This is a genomic window from Lentzea albida (assembly GCF_900111005.1).
In the GTDB taxonomy this organism is placed as follows: domain Bacteria; phylum Actinomycetota; class Actinomycetes; order Mycobacteriales; family Pseudonocardiaceae; genus Lentzea; species Lentzea albida.
In genome coordinates, this window is the sequence record NZ_FOFV01000018.1 from 1 (window position 1) to 15,668 (window position 15,668).

The 15,668-nt window shown below is 68.7% G+C and carries 9 protein-coding genes; 5 read left to right on the forward strand and 4 right to left on the reverse strand.

The features are described from left to right. Together BMY74_RS34260 and BMY74_RS34265 are read right to left on the reverse strand one after the other, a co-directional pair. On the reverse strand, positions 1–1,517 hold a 1,517-nt coding region (locus BMY74_RS34260), incomplete at its 3' end, for a WXG100-like domain-containing protein (protein WP_089922872.1). Positions 1,518–1,712: 195 nt separating this feature from the next. After that, entirely contained in the window at positions 1,713–3,950 is a 2,238-nt protein-coding gene (locus BMY74_RS34265; protein ID WP_177230064.1) for an ATP-binding protein, read from the reverse strand. Positions 3,951–4,161: 211 nt separating this feature from the next. Between BMY74_RS34265 and BMY74_RS34270 the strand changes: the two genes are divergently transcribed. From BMY74_RS34270 to BMY74_RS34290, 5 genes are all read left to right on the forward strand, one after another. Next, a complete protein-coding gene (locus BMY74_RS34270) occupies positions 4,162–4,878 on the forward strand; it encodes a DUF2625 family protein (protein WP_177230065.1) in 717 nt (238 codons plus the stop codon). Positions 4,879–4,998: 120 nt separating this feature from the next. Beyond that, entirely contained in the window at positions 4,999–6,999 is a 2,001-nt protein-coding gene (locus BMY74_RS34275) for a helix-turn-helix domain-containing protein (protein WP_089922879.1), read from the forward strand. 64 nt (positions 7,000–7,063) lie between these two features. Beyond that, positions 7,064–9,322 carry an ATP-binding protein gene (locus tag BMY74_RS34280; protein WP_089922882.1) on the forward strand — a complete coding sequence of 753 codons (2,259 nt, stop codon included), beginning with the start codon at positions 7,064–7,066 and terminating at the stop codon, positions 9,320–9,322. Then, on the forward strand, positions 9,319–9,708 hold the full coding sequence (locus BMY74_RS45830; protein ID WP_281245026.1) for a tyrosine-type recombinase/integrase: 390 nt from the start codon (positions 9,319–9,321) through the stop codon (positions 9,706–9,708). Before BMY74_RS34280 ends, BMY74_RS45830 begins: the two co-directional genes overlap by 4 nt. A gap of 399 nt (positions 9,709–10,107) precedes the next feature. Next, complete coding sequence (locus BMY74_RS34290; RefSeq protein WP_143091806.1) at positions 10,108–11,142, forward strand: helix-turn-helix domain-containing protein; 1,035 nt, start codon at positions 10,108–10,110, stop codon at positions 11,140–11,142. 430 nt (positions 11,143–11,572) lie between these two features. Here BMY74_RS34290 and BMY74_RS34295 read toward each other — a convergent pair whose 3' ends face one another. Together BMY74_RS34295 and BMY74_RS34300 are read right to left on the reverse strand one after the other, a co-directional pair. Beyond that, positions 11,573–14,173 (reverse strand): phospholipase D-like domain-containing protein, encoded by a 2,601-nt coding sequence (locus BMY74_RS34295; RefSeq protein ID WP_089922890.1) that lies wholly within the window; start codon positions 14,171–14,173, stop codon positions 11,573–11,575. Next, complete coding sequence (locus tag BMY74_RS34300) at positions 14,170–15,579, reverse strand: hypothetical protein (protein ID WP_143091807.1); 1,410 nt, start codon at positions 15,577–15,579, stop codon at positions 14,170–14,172. Before BMY74_RS34300 ends, BMY74_RS34295 begins: the two co-directional genes overlap by 4 nt. Positions 15,580–15,668: the final 89 nt, after the last annotated feature.

Here is a 15,668-nt window from a genome sequence, read left to right on the forward strand (position 1 = left end):
CCCGGCGACTGCCCACCCGGCGACTGCCCACCCGGCGACTGCCCACCCGGCGACTGCCCACCCGAGTCAGGGCGCGTGGCCGCGCCCGTTGCCGGGGGTGCTCCGACTACGGGTGGTGCGGAAGGCGTCGGCTGGCCACCTGGAACTTGCTGGCCACCCGGCCCGTCGGCGTTTCCGGTCGAACCGCCACCCGGCACCGCGCCGGAAACGGCACCGCCGGGCACACCGCCGCCCGTTTGCGGCCGTCCGCCCGTGCCCTGGCCGGGGTTCGCGCCTTGACCGGGGTTCGCTCCGCCGCCGACAACGCCCACACCCGACGGCGGACCAGCCGTGCCCCCTGCCTGCGGCCCCACGGCGTCCTTCTGACCGCCGGAATCGGCACCTTCTCGACCGGTACCACTCTCACGAGCACCAGGCACGCCACCACCGGGCACCCCGGCACCAGGCACACCACCGCCGGGCACCCCAGCGCCAGGCACCCCACCACCAGGCACATCGGCTCCCTGCACACCACCGCCCCCAGCGGCACCACCCAGCCCATCGCCCCCAGCCGAGCCCCCCTCAGCCCCAGACCCGTTCCCACCAGAACCACCCGCCCCACCACCGGGAACATCCGGCGCACCCGGCCGCCCGATCTCCCCGATCGGAGGCGACTTGATGTACCCGGTCTCCCTGAGGTGGTCCTCGATGGCCTCCCCCGCGTCGTCGGCCTTCTTCTGCGTCCCACCGCTGAACATGCCACCGACCGCACCGGTCCACAGGTCGTCCATGCTGCCGCCGAGGATCCCAGCGGTGGCGGCGCCGACCACGACGTCGGCGGTGGCCTCGCTGGTGCCGTGGAACAGCACGTTGTCCTCGGCCTTGGGCTTCCACGCTCGCATGCCGGTGTGCATGCCGCCCGCGATGATGCCGGCGCCGGCTCCGGCGAGGCCGCCGATGATGGTGCTCTGGACGTCCCACTCAAAACGGTTGCCCTCCGCGAACTGCGCGATCTGGGCGATGGCGTCCTGGAAGATCTCGTCGACGCCCTCCTCGATGCCTTCCACGATCAGGCGGATCGCCCAGTGCAGCTGCGCGCTGATCTGCTGGATGGCGGTCCTGGCCGCGGTGATGAAGGCGGGCACCAAGGGGGCGGTGAACGGGCTCGCCAGCGCCCACAGGATCGAGGCCGCGAAGAACGCGATTTCGATGAGCATCGTGTAGACGGAGTGTTCGACGCTCAGCGCGAGCTTCAGCAGGCTGGTCGACTGATTGTTGGCGAGCTGGACGATGCTCGGGACCGAGTTGACGACGCTCGTCACGCGGTCGCGGAACGCGCGGCCCACGCGGCCGCCGATGGCGTTCTCGACGTTGCTGACCAGGTCGAGGACGCCGTTCGCCATCTCGCCGAGGGTGCGGCCGCTCTCGACCCAGTTCTGCGCGAGGGCGCGGGTGGCCTGCACGTCGATCCTCGGGGCCTTCTGTCCGGCTACGAGGATCCACAGCCAGTCGAACGTCGGATCGAACTTGATGTCCATTCAGTCCACTCCGAACTGCCGCTCAGCTCGCCCGCCGCGACGGCTCCTCCCTGGTCAACGAGTACGCGGAACGGACTCGATCGGACCGCGATCGTTCCGCAATCCAGCCACTCCGCCGGTGCAGGATCAACACGATCGGCCCAACCGGGAACCACAAAGGAAGTGTTTCCTGCCTCAACGCACCCTGGGACCGGGTCAGCGCACGGGGATGCGGGCGAGCTCGACCTCGACCTCGGCCCGCTGCTCCGGCAGCGACAGCTCGTCGAAGGTGGCCAGAGCGCACCGGAACAGGGAGTCCGCGACCTGGTGCTCACCCGAGTCGAGGCGGCAGCGGCCCTCCCGGAACGCGGCCCGCGCCTCGTGCACGGAGGCACCCACCTTCTCGTAAAAGCCACGCGCCTCGGCGAACATCGACGCCGCCCGGCAGCACTGCCCCACCGCGTGCAGGCACCGGGCCACGCCCTCGATGCACATCGCCAGCAACCTCATGCGGGACAACGCCAGCTCGCCGTTCTGGTTGTGCCGCAGCGCGTCCTGCAGCAGCTCCTCCAGCACCGCGAGCGCTTCGCGCGGCCTGTCGTCGAGCAACAGCAGCACGCCGAACTGGTAGCGCACCGTCATCCGCACCGTCCAGAACCCGAACGGGGCGGACAGCTCGACGGCCTGCCGCGCGTGCTCCAGGCTGTTCTGGCGGTCGCCCAGCATGAACTCCTGCGCGGTCACGTGCGCCAGCGCCCACACCCGCTCCAACCGGTCACCGGCCTCGTCGGCGCAACGCAGGGCGATCTTGTGCTGCTCCACCGCGCCCGCGCAGTCCTGTGCCATCACCAGGGCCCACCCGAGCAGGTTGCGCTGCTGTGCCTCCGCGGTCACGTCGCGCAGCGTGCGCGCCGCGTCGACACCGGCGCCGAAGACCTCGACCCAGTCGACGCCGTGCCGGTCGTCGTCGGCGTACCAGTGCATCGCCCGTGCAAGTTCCACGACTTCACGGTGCCGCCCGGTGCGCACCGCCTCCCGGAACGCGGCCAGCCAGCTGGACCGCTCCTGCTCCAGCCACGACCGCGCCTCGTCCAGCGAACCGAACACCTCGTTCGCCGGCTCCTCCGGCGAGAACCTCTCCCCCGCCGCCGTCGCCATGCCCAGCAGGTGCTCCAGCACCGCCTCCGTCGTCAGCAAGCGGTCGGCCTCGTCGTCCTCGGCCTCCCAGCGCTCACGCGCGAACAACCGCAACAGGTCGTGGAACCGGAACCGGCCCTCCGCCGGGCCCGCCTGCACCATGCTCGCGTCCACCAGCTCGTCGAGCTGGCCGAACGCCTCCGACTCCGTCACACCCCCGGCCACCTGCGCCAGCTGCACGCCGAAGTCCGCGCCCGGCACCGCCGCCAGCCGCCGGAACAGCATCCGGCCCTGCGGCGACAACCCCCGGTACGACACCTCGAACGCCGACCGCACCTGCAAATCCCCAGCGGACAACGACGTCAGCCTCGTCCGCTCGTCCCGCAGCTGGTCCACCAGGTACCGCAACGACCAGTGCGGCCTGCTCGCCAGCCGGTTGCCCGCGATCCGCAACGCCAGCGGCAGGTTTCCGCACAGCTCGATCAGACCGGCCACCGCGTCCGGCTCGGCCCGCACCCGGCCCTCACCGACGACGGCCTGCAGCAACGCCTCCGCGTCCCCGTCGTCGAACGGGTCGAGGTGCACCCACCGCACCCCCTCCAGGCCGGCCAGCATGCGGCGGCACGTCACGAGCGTCCGGCAGCCGGGAGAGGTCGTGAGGAACGGCCGGACCTGCGCCTCCGAGGCCGCGTTGTCCAGCAGCACCAGCACCTTCCGCTGCTGCAGCACCGCCCGGTACTGGCCGGACTGCTCGGTCACGGCCGTCGGCACGTCGCTCGTCGACACGCCCAGCGCCCGCAACAACCGGTCGAACACGACCTGCACGGGAAGCGGTTGCTCGTCGACACCGCGCAGGTCGACCGCCAGACAACCGTCCGGGAACTCGTCGCGCATCCAGTGCGCCGCCGACGCCGCCAGCACCGTCTTGCCGACGCCGGGCTGACCGACCATCGCCACCGACGGACTCGTGCGGATGCACTCCTGCAACCGGGACAGCTCCCGCCCTCTCCCCACCCGGTCCACGGGCAGGGGCGGCAGCTCGGCGACACCGGCGACCGACGCGGAAGACCGCCGCCTGCGCCCCTGCTCCGCGACCCGCAGGAACTCCTCACGCTCCTCGGCGCCCAGCCCGAAAGCGTCCGCCAGCACCTCGGCCGACCGGCGCTGCGCCGCACGGGCCCGCCCCTGCTCCAGCTCCCGCAACGCCCGCACGCTGATGCCCGACCGCTCCGCCAAACCCAGCTGGCTCAGCCCAGCGGCACGCCGGTACCCCAGCAACAGCTCACCAAAAGTCGACCAGCGCTCCGACTCGTCCACATAGACCAATGTAACTGCTAATACGTATTAGCAGGCGCCGTGAAAAAATAACGGAACGCGGCCGTACCAGGCCCGGGATGCTCCGGTGCGAACGAGCAGGATGCGCAGCGCGACAGGGCAGACTCCGTTGTCGCGCTTGCACCGCCACCAGCCGGACACTAGGCCGGAAAGCGCACCGCCGCCCCGCCGCAGCCGAGAACGGGAAGAACCAGTGACGAACACCGATGAGCTCGTCGACGCGCAGGACGCCGTGTGGGAGTGGCTGGCCGCCGACCTGAACTGCAGCCTGACCCGGTCCACGATGTTACGGCCCGAGCCGAGCGCGATCCTCCTCAACACCGGCGGCATCCTCCTGCACGACAACTGGGTGCGGGTCTACGGCGGGTCGGGCGGAGGACCGGACGGCATCCCCTGCATCGCCGAGGTGAACGGCTTCCACCAACCGGCCGGTGCGGACCGGCGGCCGCCGGCGGGACTGGTGGTCGCGCACGACGTGCTGGGTGGCGTGTTCGCGCGCAACGGTCCCGAGCCCCGGTCGCACGGCAGGCCGGGCCGCCCGGACGAGGTGATCTACTTCTGCCCCGCCACCCTCGCGTGGCAGACCACGGGACTGGACCACGACCGCTGGCTGGACTGGCTCGTGAACGGCGGCGCGGCCGGGCACTACCGCGAGGTGCTGTGGCCGACGTGGCGCAGCGACACCGCCGAGCTGGGTCCGCGCCAGGGGATGTCCGTGCACCCGGCGCCCTGGTCGGCGGAGGCCGAGGACGGCTTCGCCCTGCCGGTCCGCAGGCCGGTGCCCCTGCAGGAGGTCCTCGACGGGCACGTGGCGTCCTGCGTCCGGCTCAGCCGTCCCCACTCCGGCGCGCTGGGGACCGTCGAAGCGCGAGCGGCGCACACGCTTCCCGCTGTCCGATCCGGACGGTGAGGCGAGCGCACCCGCGGCGTTTCCGGCACGAAGTGCCGTGATTTCCTCCCACTGAACACGTTATCGGTACAGACGGACACATCACCCTGCCTCTTCGTACCTTGCGTGCCTCGGGGTTGAATGATCGACGTGACAGAGCTGCGCGATGAACCACCCGGTCCGTCCTTCAGCCACTGTCTGCTGAGGTACCGGGCCTCGGCAGGACTGTCACAGAGGGAGCTGGCGCTCGCCTCCGGGTTGCGCGTGCGCGCGTTGCGCGAGCTGGGGCACGGACGGGCGGCAGCCGCTCAGGAGAAGTCCACCGAGCTGCTGGCGACCGCGCTGGGGCTGACCGGCGACGAGCACGAGTCGTTCCTCCTGCTGGCCAGGGAGGGCAGGCGCAGGTCCAGCACGTCCGGCACCAGGACGATGCTGTACGGCCTGCCCGCCGTGCCCGCGCTGATCGGCAGGGACGACGAGGTCGGCCGGCACACCTGCGCCGCGCGGGCAGGGTGCACCGCGGTCGTGGTCAGGCCTCCCGGCGTCGGCAAGACCTCGCTCGCCGTCGTTGCCGCGGACCGCCTGAAAGGACACTTCCCGGACGGCTGCCTTGCGATCGACCTGCGCGGTGTGGACGACCAGCCCGTCCAGCCGACGCTCGCGCCGGAGCGGACACTCACCGCCCTCGGCGTGCCCGCCGGTCGCATCCCGCCGGGCGAGGCCGCGCGGAGCTCGCTCTTCCGCACGCTGATGCGTGACCGCCGCACCCTGGTCCTGCTGGACAACGCCGCGGACCAGGCGCAGGCGCTGCCGTTGCCGGCCGCTGCCGACCACAGCTTCACGATCATCACGTGCCGGCGTTCGCTCCCGGACCTGGACCTCGCGGCCCTGGGACCAGTGCGGCGCCTGGTGCTCGACGTGCGGCCCGAACAGAGCGCCGTCGACCTCCTGACCACGATCGTCGGCGACGATGTCGCGCTGGCCGATCCCGGTGCCGCCAAGGAGGTGGTGGACCTGTGCGGCAACCTCCCGCCGGCCGTGCGGATCGTCGGCAACCGGCTGGCGACCCGCCGCCACTGGTCGCTGTCCTACCTGGCCGGACAGCTCCGCGACGAACACCGGCGGCTCGACTCGCTCGCGGCGGGCGACCTGCGGCTCAGGTCCGCCTTCGAGCTGTCGCTGCGCAGGCTCAGCCCCGCGGCGCAGGAGGTGTTCCGCAGGCTCGCCCTCATCCCGGGAGCCCACTTGAGCGAGGAGCTCGCGGCGGTCGGCACCGGGGTGTCCGCGGAGGAGGAACCGGAGGACGTCAGGGCCCGGCTCCGGGACGACCTCCTCACTCACGTGCTGCGCAGGACCACCGACGCCTCGAAGCTGTTCCTCGCCAAGGTGACCGGCGTGCTGCGGGACAGCCCGTTCAGCTCCCAGGACGAGGCGAAGGAGTGGCTGGAGCAGGAGTCCACCAACTGGCTGCCGGTGGTGCGCCTGGCGACGGAGGCCGGCCGGTACCGCGAGGTGGTCGACTGCACCTGGGCGCTGTACGACTACGCGCACGGGCGTGAGCCAATGTACCCCTGGACCGAGGTGTTCGGCTGCGGCGTGCACGCCGCGAGAGCGCTGAAAGACCGGACGGCAGAGGTCAACCTGCTCTCCCAGCACGGGATGTCCTTCCATTCGAGCCTGGGCGACAGCGAACGGGCGCGGAGCGTCCTGCTGGGAGCGGTGGCCCTCGCCGAGGAGATCGGCCACCACTGGGGCGCCATGATCGCGCACTCGGCGGTGCGTGGCCGCTGGTGTTACTCGGGGAGCCCGAGGAGGCGCTGCGGCACGCCGACCTCGCGTTGGATGAACATCGCCGACTGCCTCGCCGGCCTCGGCCGCCGGTATGAGGCCGCAGAGCAGTACCACGAGGTCATCAGGCTGTTCGGGACGGATCGGCCGACCTACCGCAGCCGGGTGGAGCTGCTCGTGTGCGAAGGCACGGCGTGGCGCCAGACGGGCGACTTCGAGCGCGCACGCGAGTGCCTCATGCTCGCGCTCGAGCTCTGCGACACCACCAACGACCCGGCCGGCCGCGGTGATCGCGCGCCGGTGGAGGCGGAGCCGGCCCTGCTGCCGGCGCAGAAGACCACCACGATCGGATGACGTTCTCCCGAACGTCATCTCCGCTCCACATCAGTTCGCCCTTCAAGGCAGGGAGAGTGAGGGCATGAGCGCCACCCGCACCTCGGCATCCGAGTCGTCGTTCGGCGAGGTCCTGCTGGGCCTCCGCACGGCGGCAGGGCTGTCGCAGGCAGGCCTGGCCCTCGCCTCCGGGATGAGTGTCCGGGCGTTGCGCGAGCTGGAACGCGGCCGGGCGAGTGCACCGCAGGAACGTTCGACGGAGCTGCTCGCCGACGCGCTGGCGCTTGCGGGAGAAGCCAGGGAGTCCTTCCTCTCCCTGGCGAGGCAGGGGCGGCGCCGCTCGACCCGGACCGCGAAAGGCGCGGCGTTGCGCGGCCTGCCGGCCGTGTCCGGTCTCGTCGGACGGCAGCAGGAGCTCCAGCAGCTCTCCCTCGAAGCCGAGGCCGGTGGTGCCGTCGTGATCGCGGGACCGCCGGGGATCGGGAAGACGTCGCTGGCGGTGGCGGCGGCGAACGAGCTGCTTTCCTCCTTCCCGGACGGCTGCCTTGCGCTGGACCTGCGCGGTGTCGACGACCGCCCGCTCAGCCCCGCCGCGGCGCTGGAACAGATGTTGGCCTCACTGGACGTCTCGCCGGGGCGGATGCCCGTGACGCTCGAGGAGCGCAGTTCGTTGTTCCGCAAGGTGTTGCGCGATCGACGGGTGCTCGTGCTGCTGGACAACGCCTTCAACGAGGGCCAGGTCAGGCCGTTGCTGACGATGAGCGAGGGGTGCCTGACGGTCGTGACCTGTCGGCGCGTGCTCGCGGGGCTGGAGTCGGCGCGCTGGGTGCTGCTGGACACGCTGACGCAGGACGGTGCCGTGGAGCTGGTTGCGGCCGTCGCCGGCGAGCAGGTGGTGCGCGAGGAACCCGAGGCCGTGCGGGAGCTGGTGGCGCTGTGCGGGAACCTGCCGTTGGCGGTGCGGATGGTGTGCACCCGTCTCGCTGTGGGGCGCGACAGGCGATCGGTCGCCGCGCTGGTGGGTGAGCTGCGGGACGAGCGGAGGCTGCTGGACTCGCTTTCGATGGGCGACGAGGACCTGCGGACGGCGTTCTCGACGTCGTACCAGGCGTTGTCGCCGCGGGCCCGGTCGGTGTTCCGCCGGCTGGCCGTCGTTCCCGGCGTCCACTTCGACGACGATCTCGCCGCTGTGGCGACCGGTGTGCCGATGGCCGAGGTCGGTCTGGTGCTGGACGAGCTCGTCGAGATGTCCCTGCTGACCATCACGACCGAGTCGGTGCGCTTCCAGTTCCACGACCTGATCCGCATCTTCGCGCGCGAACGCCGGCTTGAGGAAGAACCGCGGGAAGTGCGCGACCAGCTGCGCGACGCCTTCACCACGCACGTCCTGGACCAAGCGTCCGCGGCGGGCGGGCTGTTCTTCCCGGACGTGCGGGAGGTGCCGCGGGACTGCCCGTTCCGCTCGTACGAGGAGGCGGCCGAGTGGCTCGACCGGGAGGCCTCGAACTGGTTGGCGGCGCAGCGGGAGGCCGCGGAACTCGGCCGGCACCGCCAGGTGCTCGACTTCGCAGTCGCGATCCACTGCTACGCCATCGGTCGCGAGCAGAAGCACCGCTGGAACGAGGTCTTCGAGCTCGGCCTGCAGGCCGCCAGGGCACTCCGCGACCGGCGCGGTGAGGCCGAGATGCTGAACCTGCTCGGCGCGACGCAGCACCGCTGCACCGACGAGCAGGAGCTCGCGCTCACAACGCTGCGGGAAGCGGTGGCGGTGGCGGAGGAGATCGGACACCGCCGGATCGTCATGTCCGCCAAATCGTCCATCGGCCTGGTCCTCTCACACCTCGGCAAGCACGCGGAAGCACTCGAACACATCACCTTCGCCTATGAGAGGTCCGGGGAGTTCGGCTACTTCCAGCACCGGGTCTGGACGTCCCTCGGCTTGGGCGTCTGCCTGCTGGCAGCAGGCAGGTTCGCCGACGCGTTGGAGCAGTTCGCGTCCACACTCGACCAGACGAAGCAGAACCGCGACCAGACCAACCAGGAGACGCTGCACCGGATGATGGCGTTGCTGCTGACGCTCATGGGCGACTGCCTGTCGGCGTTGGGCCGCTGGGAGGAAGCGGCGGACAGCTACCTCGGTGCGCGGACGACGATCGGTGCGCTCCAGATGAGCTACCGCACCGAAGCCGAGCTGGCTTTCAGCGAAGGTGTCGCGCGGCGGCACATCGGCGAGGTCGAGCAGGCGCGGGCCTGCCTGGTGTTCGCCCTCGGGAAGCTCGACGCCCTCGGCAACCGCGGACAGCGGGAGATGGCGGAAGCGGAGCTCGCGCTGCTGCCCAGCTGACGTCCGGTCCAGATCAGGAGTCGAGGCCGAACGCGACTTCCACGCACGCGTCTTGGACCAAAGCATGTGGCTGCGCAACAAGATCGCCTGGCCGACTGGTGTTCACCCGGCGCGGAGGACAACCACACCGTCCGGAGTACGTCCTGCATCAGTTCCACAAGCTCACCGAGCAGGCGGGACTGCCCAGGATCCGCGTGCACGACCTGTGTCACTTCGCCGCGACCACGATGCTCAGCTCGCAAGTCCCGCTGGCCATGGCATCGAAGACGCTGCGCCATTCGACCTTGTCGACAACCACGGAGATCTACGGTCACCTGCTCCGGCATGTCACACTCGATGCGGTCAAGGCGATCGAAACGGCCCTGAACGAAGCTGGAGCGGCGTAGCGCGACCACTCTGCGACCACAGTCGGGCGAAAACAACACCAGCGGGTTTACCTCGAAAGGTAAACCCGCTGGTCATTGGCCGTCGGGACGACAGGATTTGAACCTGCGACCCCTTGACCCCCAGATACGAGTTCACAGGCCGCTGACCTGCAAAAACAGGCGCGTTGGACGAAGTTCGGCGCACTTGACCGCGATTCAAGCGGGTTCGCGAATGTTGTAAGGCCTCCGAAGATCGACTCCTTCACCGATTCACACGTCGACACCCTCAGCCACAGCATGCGCCCATCCGGACAGCATGCACACGGAGCCACATCCAACCTTCGCCGACAGTTAGCGCTCAATGAGTGCTAATATCGAAAGTGCTCATCGAGTGCTCATGAAGAAGGCAGGGCTGACAAGATGGCGAACAACCCGGTGAAGCAACGTCGCACCGAGCTGAATCTCACCCAGCAGGAGGCAGCGCGGCGCGCTGACGTCTCGCTCGCGACCTGGCGACGCTTCGAGAACACTGTCGGCGAAGCCAGCGCACTGGACGGGTTCAGGGCAGACAACCTGCAGGGGTTTGCTCGGGCACTGAAGCTGGGCGTCCCAGCGCTGCGGCGATTAGCTCGCGCGAAGTCCGGGGACGACACAGACCCGCAGAGCGAGGAGCCGGTCTACACCGACCGGCAGACCCTCGATGTCGTGCGCCTGTTCAACAGCTCGTTCACCGGCGAGCCGCTCACCCCGGCCGACGCTATGACGCTGGCGAACACCGTCGACTTCTCCGACTTCGCACCCACCCAGGACGGCAAAGTGCACCTGAACAACTCGTTCACCTTCGAGTTCGCCTCATACCTCAAGGGCGAAGCGACAATCCGGGACGTCGACTTGCTGCGCGACCTTCCCGAGCTCGCACTCACACAAGTGAACAACCACTGGCTTGTACGCATGGGCGAACGCATCATGCGGGTCGGCAGCGAACTGGGAGAAGGGCGAGTTCCCCGACCGCAATGCCTCGCCGATGAGTACGCGCTCTGGATTGTCATCAAGAATACCGAACCGCCCCAGTTCAGCGACGTCCACCACACGTTTCCCGGCCTGCGGAGTGCCGAAGACGTATTCGGCTACGACCCCGACGTGGACGACCCTGACGACGAGGCTGCGATCCGGGAGGAGTGGATGAACCGCATCGCCGGCGGGCTCCTGCCACCCGATGACAGCCACGACCACCGCTGGTACGACCTCAGCATCATGGAAGCGCTTGGGCAAGGCATCTACGACCCGGCCGACCCTCGCCACCCCATCCGCTGGTTCGACCGGGACGACATGCGCGACAGGTGCCAATCAGAGCTGGCCTTCGTCAGACTGCCGAAAGAGGAACAGGAAGCCCAGACCGCCGAAGCGCTCAAACGGATGTCCGCGCTCTTCTCCCCTGGAACGACCAACGCTTGACCACCGCGTCCAACTCCGCCGCACTCTGGCGGCTGAAGCCACAGTGGTATCAGGCATCTTGGCGGCTACCGTATCGCCTCGCACATTGACCACCGCCGGGCCCGAAACTTCACTCCAGATCCCAGTCGACCGGTCCCACAACGCGAGAGATGGGTTTGGCAGAGTTGTGGAACCGCAGTCGACATGGACCTTCGATACCGGCAGCGGCGAGGTCAACGACCCATTCCAACTCGTCGTGACCGAGCTGATCCGGCTCCGCGAGATCAGCGACAAAGCGCTCCCAGCCCAGTTCGTCGTAAGGCGTGGGGAGGTTGCACCTCCGGCGACAGCACCATCGAAGATGGCGCGGCACCCCGCCGTCCAGCGGCCCTGCCCCACCATCGCGACGTGTAGCAACACCGGGGAGACACCTCGGCCCGTACGTCGTCGATCACCGAGTTCGAACAGCGGCGATGAGCTCGGCCAGATTGACTTCGGCGTCCTCCGCCAGCTCAAGAACCTTTGGTGGCACCGGCTCAAGCGGGTACTGCGTTCCGCTGCTGGGAAGTCCTTCCATACCACCGAGCAGGGAAAGCGGCGTACTCAGTGTCGGCAGTTGGTAGATCCGCCAGCGCGGGGCGACCGACTCCGTGATCGCCATGGTTGCACCGTGGCGGACAAGCGCGGTGGCCTTGGTGGCACTGCGGGCGAGCACCACGCACCGGGCACCCGCCATGGTCGCCACCTGCGCCGCGATGCGACGAGGGTTTCGAAAGTCGCCGTCGACGACCCACACACCACGAATCTTCCTCGCTGGCAGACCTTCACGCTCGAAAGCGTCGCGGAGTTCGGCGTCAGGATCGTCAACCACAGCCGTGGCTAGATCGATCACCGCGGTCACCTCGGCCGCGCTCGCCACCTGCGCGTAGGGCTGATCGGGCATGTAGAGGTATTCCTCGACGAGTTCCGGTTCCGCGTAGGCGGCCCAGTCTCCGGCGGCGTCCCAAGCGGATCTGGCGATCACGTCATGTTCGCTGCCGCCGTGCAGGCTGGCGTCCTGCAACAGCAACGCCAAACACACGGCGATCATCGATGATTGGTAGCCGAGCAGCTGGCCGGGCGATTCACGTTCCTCATCGTCGCTGGGGACGAGGGCACGCACCAGATCTCGCAGTTCAGCGCGCCAGCTCTCGTCGGTTCCCCACACGCCCGCAGCGAGCATCGTCAGATGGACGCGGGCCACAGCCATGCGCAGTGCCGGCCACAGCCGCGGGGGTGCGGCCATGGCTTTGACCCAGCGCCGTGCCCAGGTTCGACACCTTTGCCGTTGCGTCGGGGACATGGGCACACGGGCGGTAGCGGTGAGCAACGACTCGGCGACTTCATCGTCCTCATCGTCGGTGAGCGCCGACTCGTCTATCTCGCCGCTCACCGACCAGCCGCTCGGGCCACTCCCAGGCAGGGCGAGTGCACCGGGGAAGGTCAGGCCGGTCAAGGATGGCCCAAGGGCACCTTCCACCTCCCGCAGCCATGCACCCCAGCGATCGCCCGACGACACGGCGTCCACAGTGGAATTGCTGATGCGCAACGGCGTCGCACGCGCAGCTTGATGTTCGCGAACCTCGCTCAGCAGCCGGAGGAAGTCGGCGTGGAACCGTGCGGCCAACGTGGCATCGGTGAACACGTCGTCCAGCTCGTAGTCACGCACCAGACGAGGGCGATCCGCCACTTCATCGTTCCTGGGAAGGCAACGGACCGTGTCGGTGAGGAACACCTCCCGCGAAATGATCGGCTCGCCGTCAATCTCAACCCTCGCGCGGACGGCCCCGCCGACCTGTTCGGGAACCCGAAACTGGAGCGTCGAGCGCAGATCGGTGTCGGCGGTCCACATCAAGCCGGTCATCCAAGTTCCTGGCGTGCCGTCAGGTGAGGTCTCGATGGCGATCGGCACGCGGATGTTCGTGACCAGTTCAACCACGATCACGTCGTCACGGCGACGTGCGCCCAGCAGGTCCAGGGATTCCGGGCGCCGCAGTCCGTCGTCCTTCGGGATGGTGTTCTGAGTCTGGATCACATAGTGCGCGGCCGACTCCTCCCTGGGCAACAGGCTGTCGGCCACGGGATAAGAGGCGACCAGCTCGCAGTTCCCGCCGCCCGTGGTGGAGTTGAGCAGAGCCGCCGCGCTGAGGTTCGCACTTCCGACCAACGCCGTGGTGCTGCCGTCGAGAGTCCACTCGACGAGCTTTCCGTGGCTCGTGCGTACCTCGCCGAGATGCCAGAACTCCACGTGCGGCACAGTCGACGTAACGTCGGTCAACGACTCGCCGTCGTACTGCGAAAGCGTTGGCTGCACAGCGATGTCAACCCGATCGGGAACGAGCCTGGCGATCAGGTTCCGCACCGCTCGCGACTTGGCGTCGAAGAACGGCGCCGTGAGCCCCAACGCCTCTACCGGCCCCTCGGTGAGCTGCCCCAGGATCGGTTGCCGAAGATTGCCGAAGATCCGCAAGGCCCCGAACGAGTGGTCGATCTCGGCGGGAGTGATCGAAGCAGCGATGTGGGCGGTTGTCTCGGCGATCCACGACGGCATCGCCACCACGGTCGGCAGGTCGACCAGCCACGCTGCGAGATCGTGCAGCGCTGCCGGACCGACCTGGCGAGTCGACCGCACCACCAGCCACAGTTCGCGGTTGTACCCCCACCCCGACATCGTCGGGTTGCCGGAGCCGATCGCGATCCAGATGTCCTCGTCTCCCACCAGAATCACTAGTTTCGGATGGAACGCGCCCGCACAGACCGCATGGCCGTGCTGGTAGGCGCGGCCCGCGTGCCGCACGTCAACCGGCTCGTGCACGCTTTGACCCGCGTCACCGAGCACGGTGACCCGCGCGCCCAACGCACGCGCCGTCGACACGCAGTGCCGCTCGAAGAACACCAGATCCAGCGTGTATCCGGTCACAAGGAACTCTCGCAGGCGCGCACCGTCGCCGCGATCACGCCATTCGTACAGCAGCGTCAACGGGGAGTGGAACGCATGCGTCACGTCGCTCATGCAGGCAGCTCCAGCAACGCGGCACCCAGTGCGGTGACGCCGGAGCTCGGCGTGTCACCGCCGAACAAGCCCAGCTGGTGCGACATGGTCCCCAGCTGCGCGACCCGCAGGCCCACGTCCCCCGCTCCCTCGGGCACATCAGCGAAGTAGCGGCCGTTCCGTTCGTGCAGCTTCGTGAACAGCGTCATGCTCCCACGCTCGTCCACCTGCAGCTTGCGCAGTGAAACGCGGCGAGACTGCGCGAGCATGTCGTCAACGAGCGCACGGGCCAGTTCTCCCAACGGGCGATCCTCGTGTTCGCGCTGGCGATGCCCTACCCAGCTGGGATCGAGAAACTGTCCGCGGCCGTGTGACCGGCGACCCAGGAACGCCGACAGGCTCTTGCCAGTCAACTGGTCCAACCGTCGCGCACCGAGCAGCAACACCGCCAGATCGATCTCGACCCCGTTTGTCCGCTCCTGTTCAACATGTTCCTCCGCGGACAGCGGATGGCCATATCCGTCCATTGTGGATGGACATTCACGCAGGAAGTCGCGCACCGTCATCGACGGCACCTCACCACTGATCCAGTCGTGCAGGTCAGCGCGGGTAGCCGAACCAGCCGCGCCTATCACGACGTCGACCAGCTCAGCCCACAAGCGGCGCCACGCACCCACCGAAAATCGCCTGAGCAACACACCACGCCAAGCGAGCGCACGCTCCTCATTACGCAGCACCGGATCCGTTTCGACAGTGGACCCGTAAGCGACGCATGTCCTCATCGCACTCGTCCAGTCCGGGGCGTCAGGATGGAGTTGGACGGACCTCGCCAGTACCCGCAGCGTGGATCGGCGGGTGCGGTCGTCCCCGTTCCATTCGTCCCGTTCCCCAGCTCCATGGCGCATCGCCGCGAATAGCTCGCTCAGTGGCGCGAGATCCGCCGTGGCAGGTGCGTCCAGTGCCAGCGCGCTGAACTCGGGGATGTCGCTCACGGTAAACGTTCGCCGAGAGACGAGGTCGAACAACGGCTGGTACATCCGCCGCACCGGTTCGGGACAGATGTGCCTGCCGGCACTCAACGCTCCGCCGTTGAGCCGAACCGTTCCGATCGTGGCGCTCGGCCCACCATACTGCGACCAGAACCCCCACGGTCGCGGCGAGTACGAACCCCTGCCGACCTCCGCCATCGCCTCAACTCTGCCCTTGTCCCACAAGGACTTGACTCGATCCGCACCGTGAGCGAGAGGCGGTTGATCGTGCACCAGCGACACCCACGCCAGCCCGACCTCGGCCCGGCGCAGCACTGTTCGGCATTCGGTGGCGTCGAGCCCGCGCTCATTAGTATGTGCCGCCAGCGCCCAGTACAGCGAGTAGAACCGCACCAGCCGGGTCAGGGTCGAAACGCCAGGCACCAGCGTGTCCACCATCGCCATCACCGGCGCTTCGACTGCGAGCGGGTACCGGCCACTCCGCGACTCGAGTCCGGGTTCGCACCACGCAGGTTCGGTGACTTCGA

What these genes read in the sequence shown, in the direction of transcription:
- BMY74_RS34280 (WP_089922882.1), top strand. Translation starts at nt 7,064, where the DNA reads ATGAGCGCCACCCGCACCTCGGCATCCGAGTCGTCGTTCGGCGAGGTC.
- BMY74_RS34300 (WP_143091807.1), bottom strand. Translation starts at nt 15,579, where the DNA reads ATGGTGGACACGCTGGTGCCTGGCGTTTCGACCCTGACCCGGCTGGTG.
- BMY74_RS34290 (WP_143091806.1), top strand. Translation starts at nt 10,108, where the DNA reads ATGGCGAACAACCCGGTGAAGCAACGTCGCACCGAGCTGAATCTCACC.
- BMY74_RS34295 (WP_089922890.1), bottom strand. Translation starts at nt 14,173, where the DNA reads ATGAGCGACGTGACGCATGCGTTCCACTCCCCGTTGACGCTGCTGTAC.
- BMY74_RS34275 (WP_089922879.1), top strand. Translation starts at nt 4,999, where the DNA reads ATGATCGACGTGACAGAGCTGCGCGATGAACCACCCGGTCCGTCCTTC.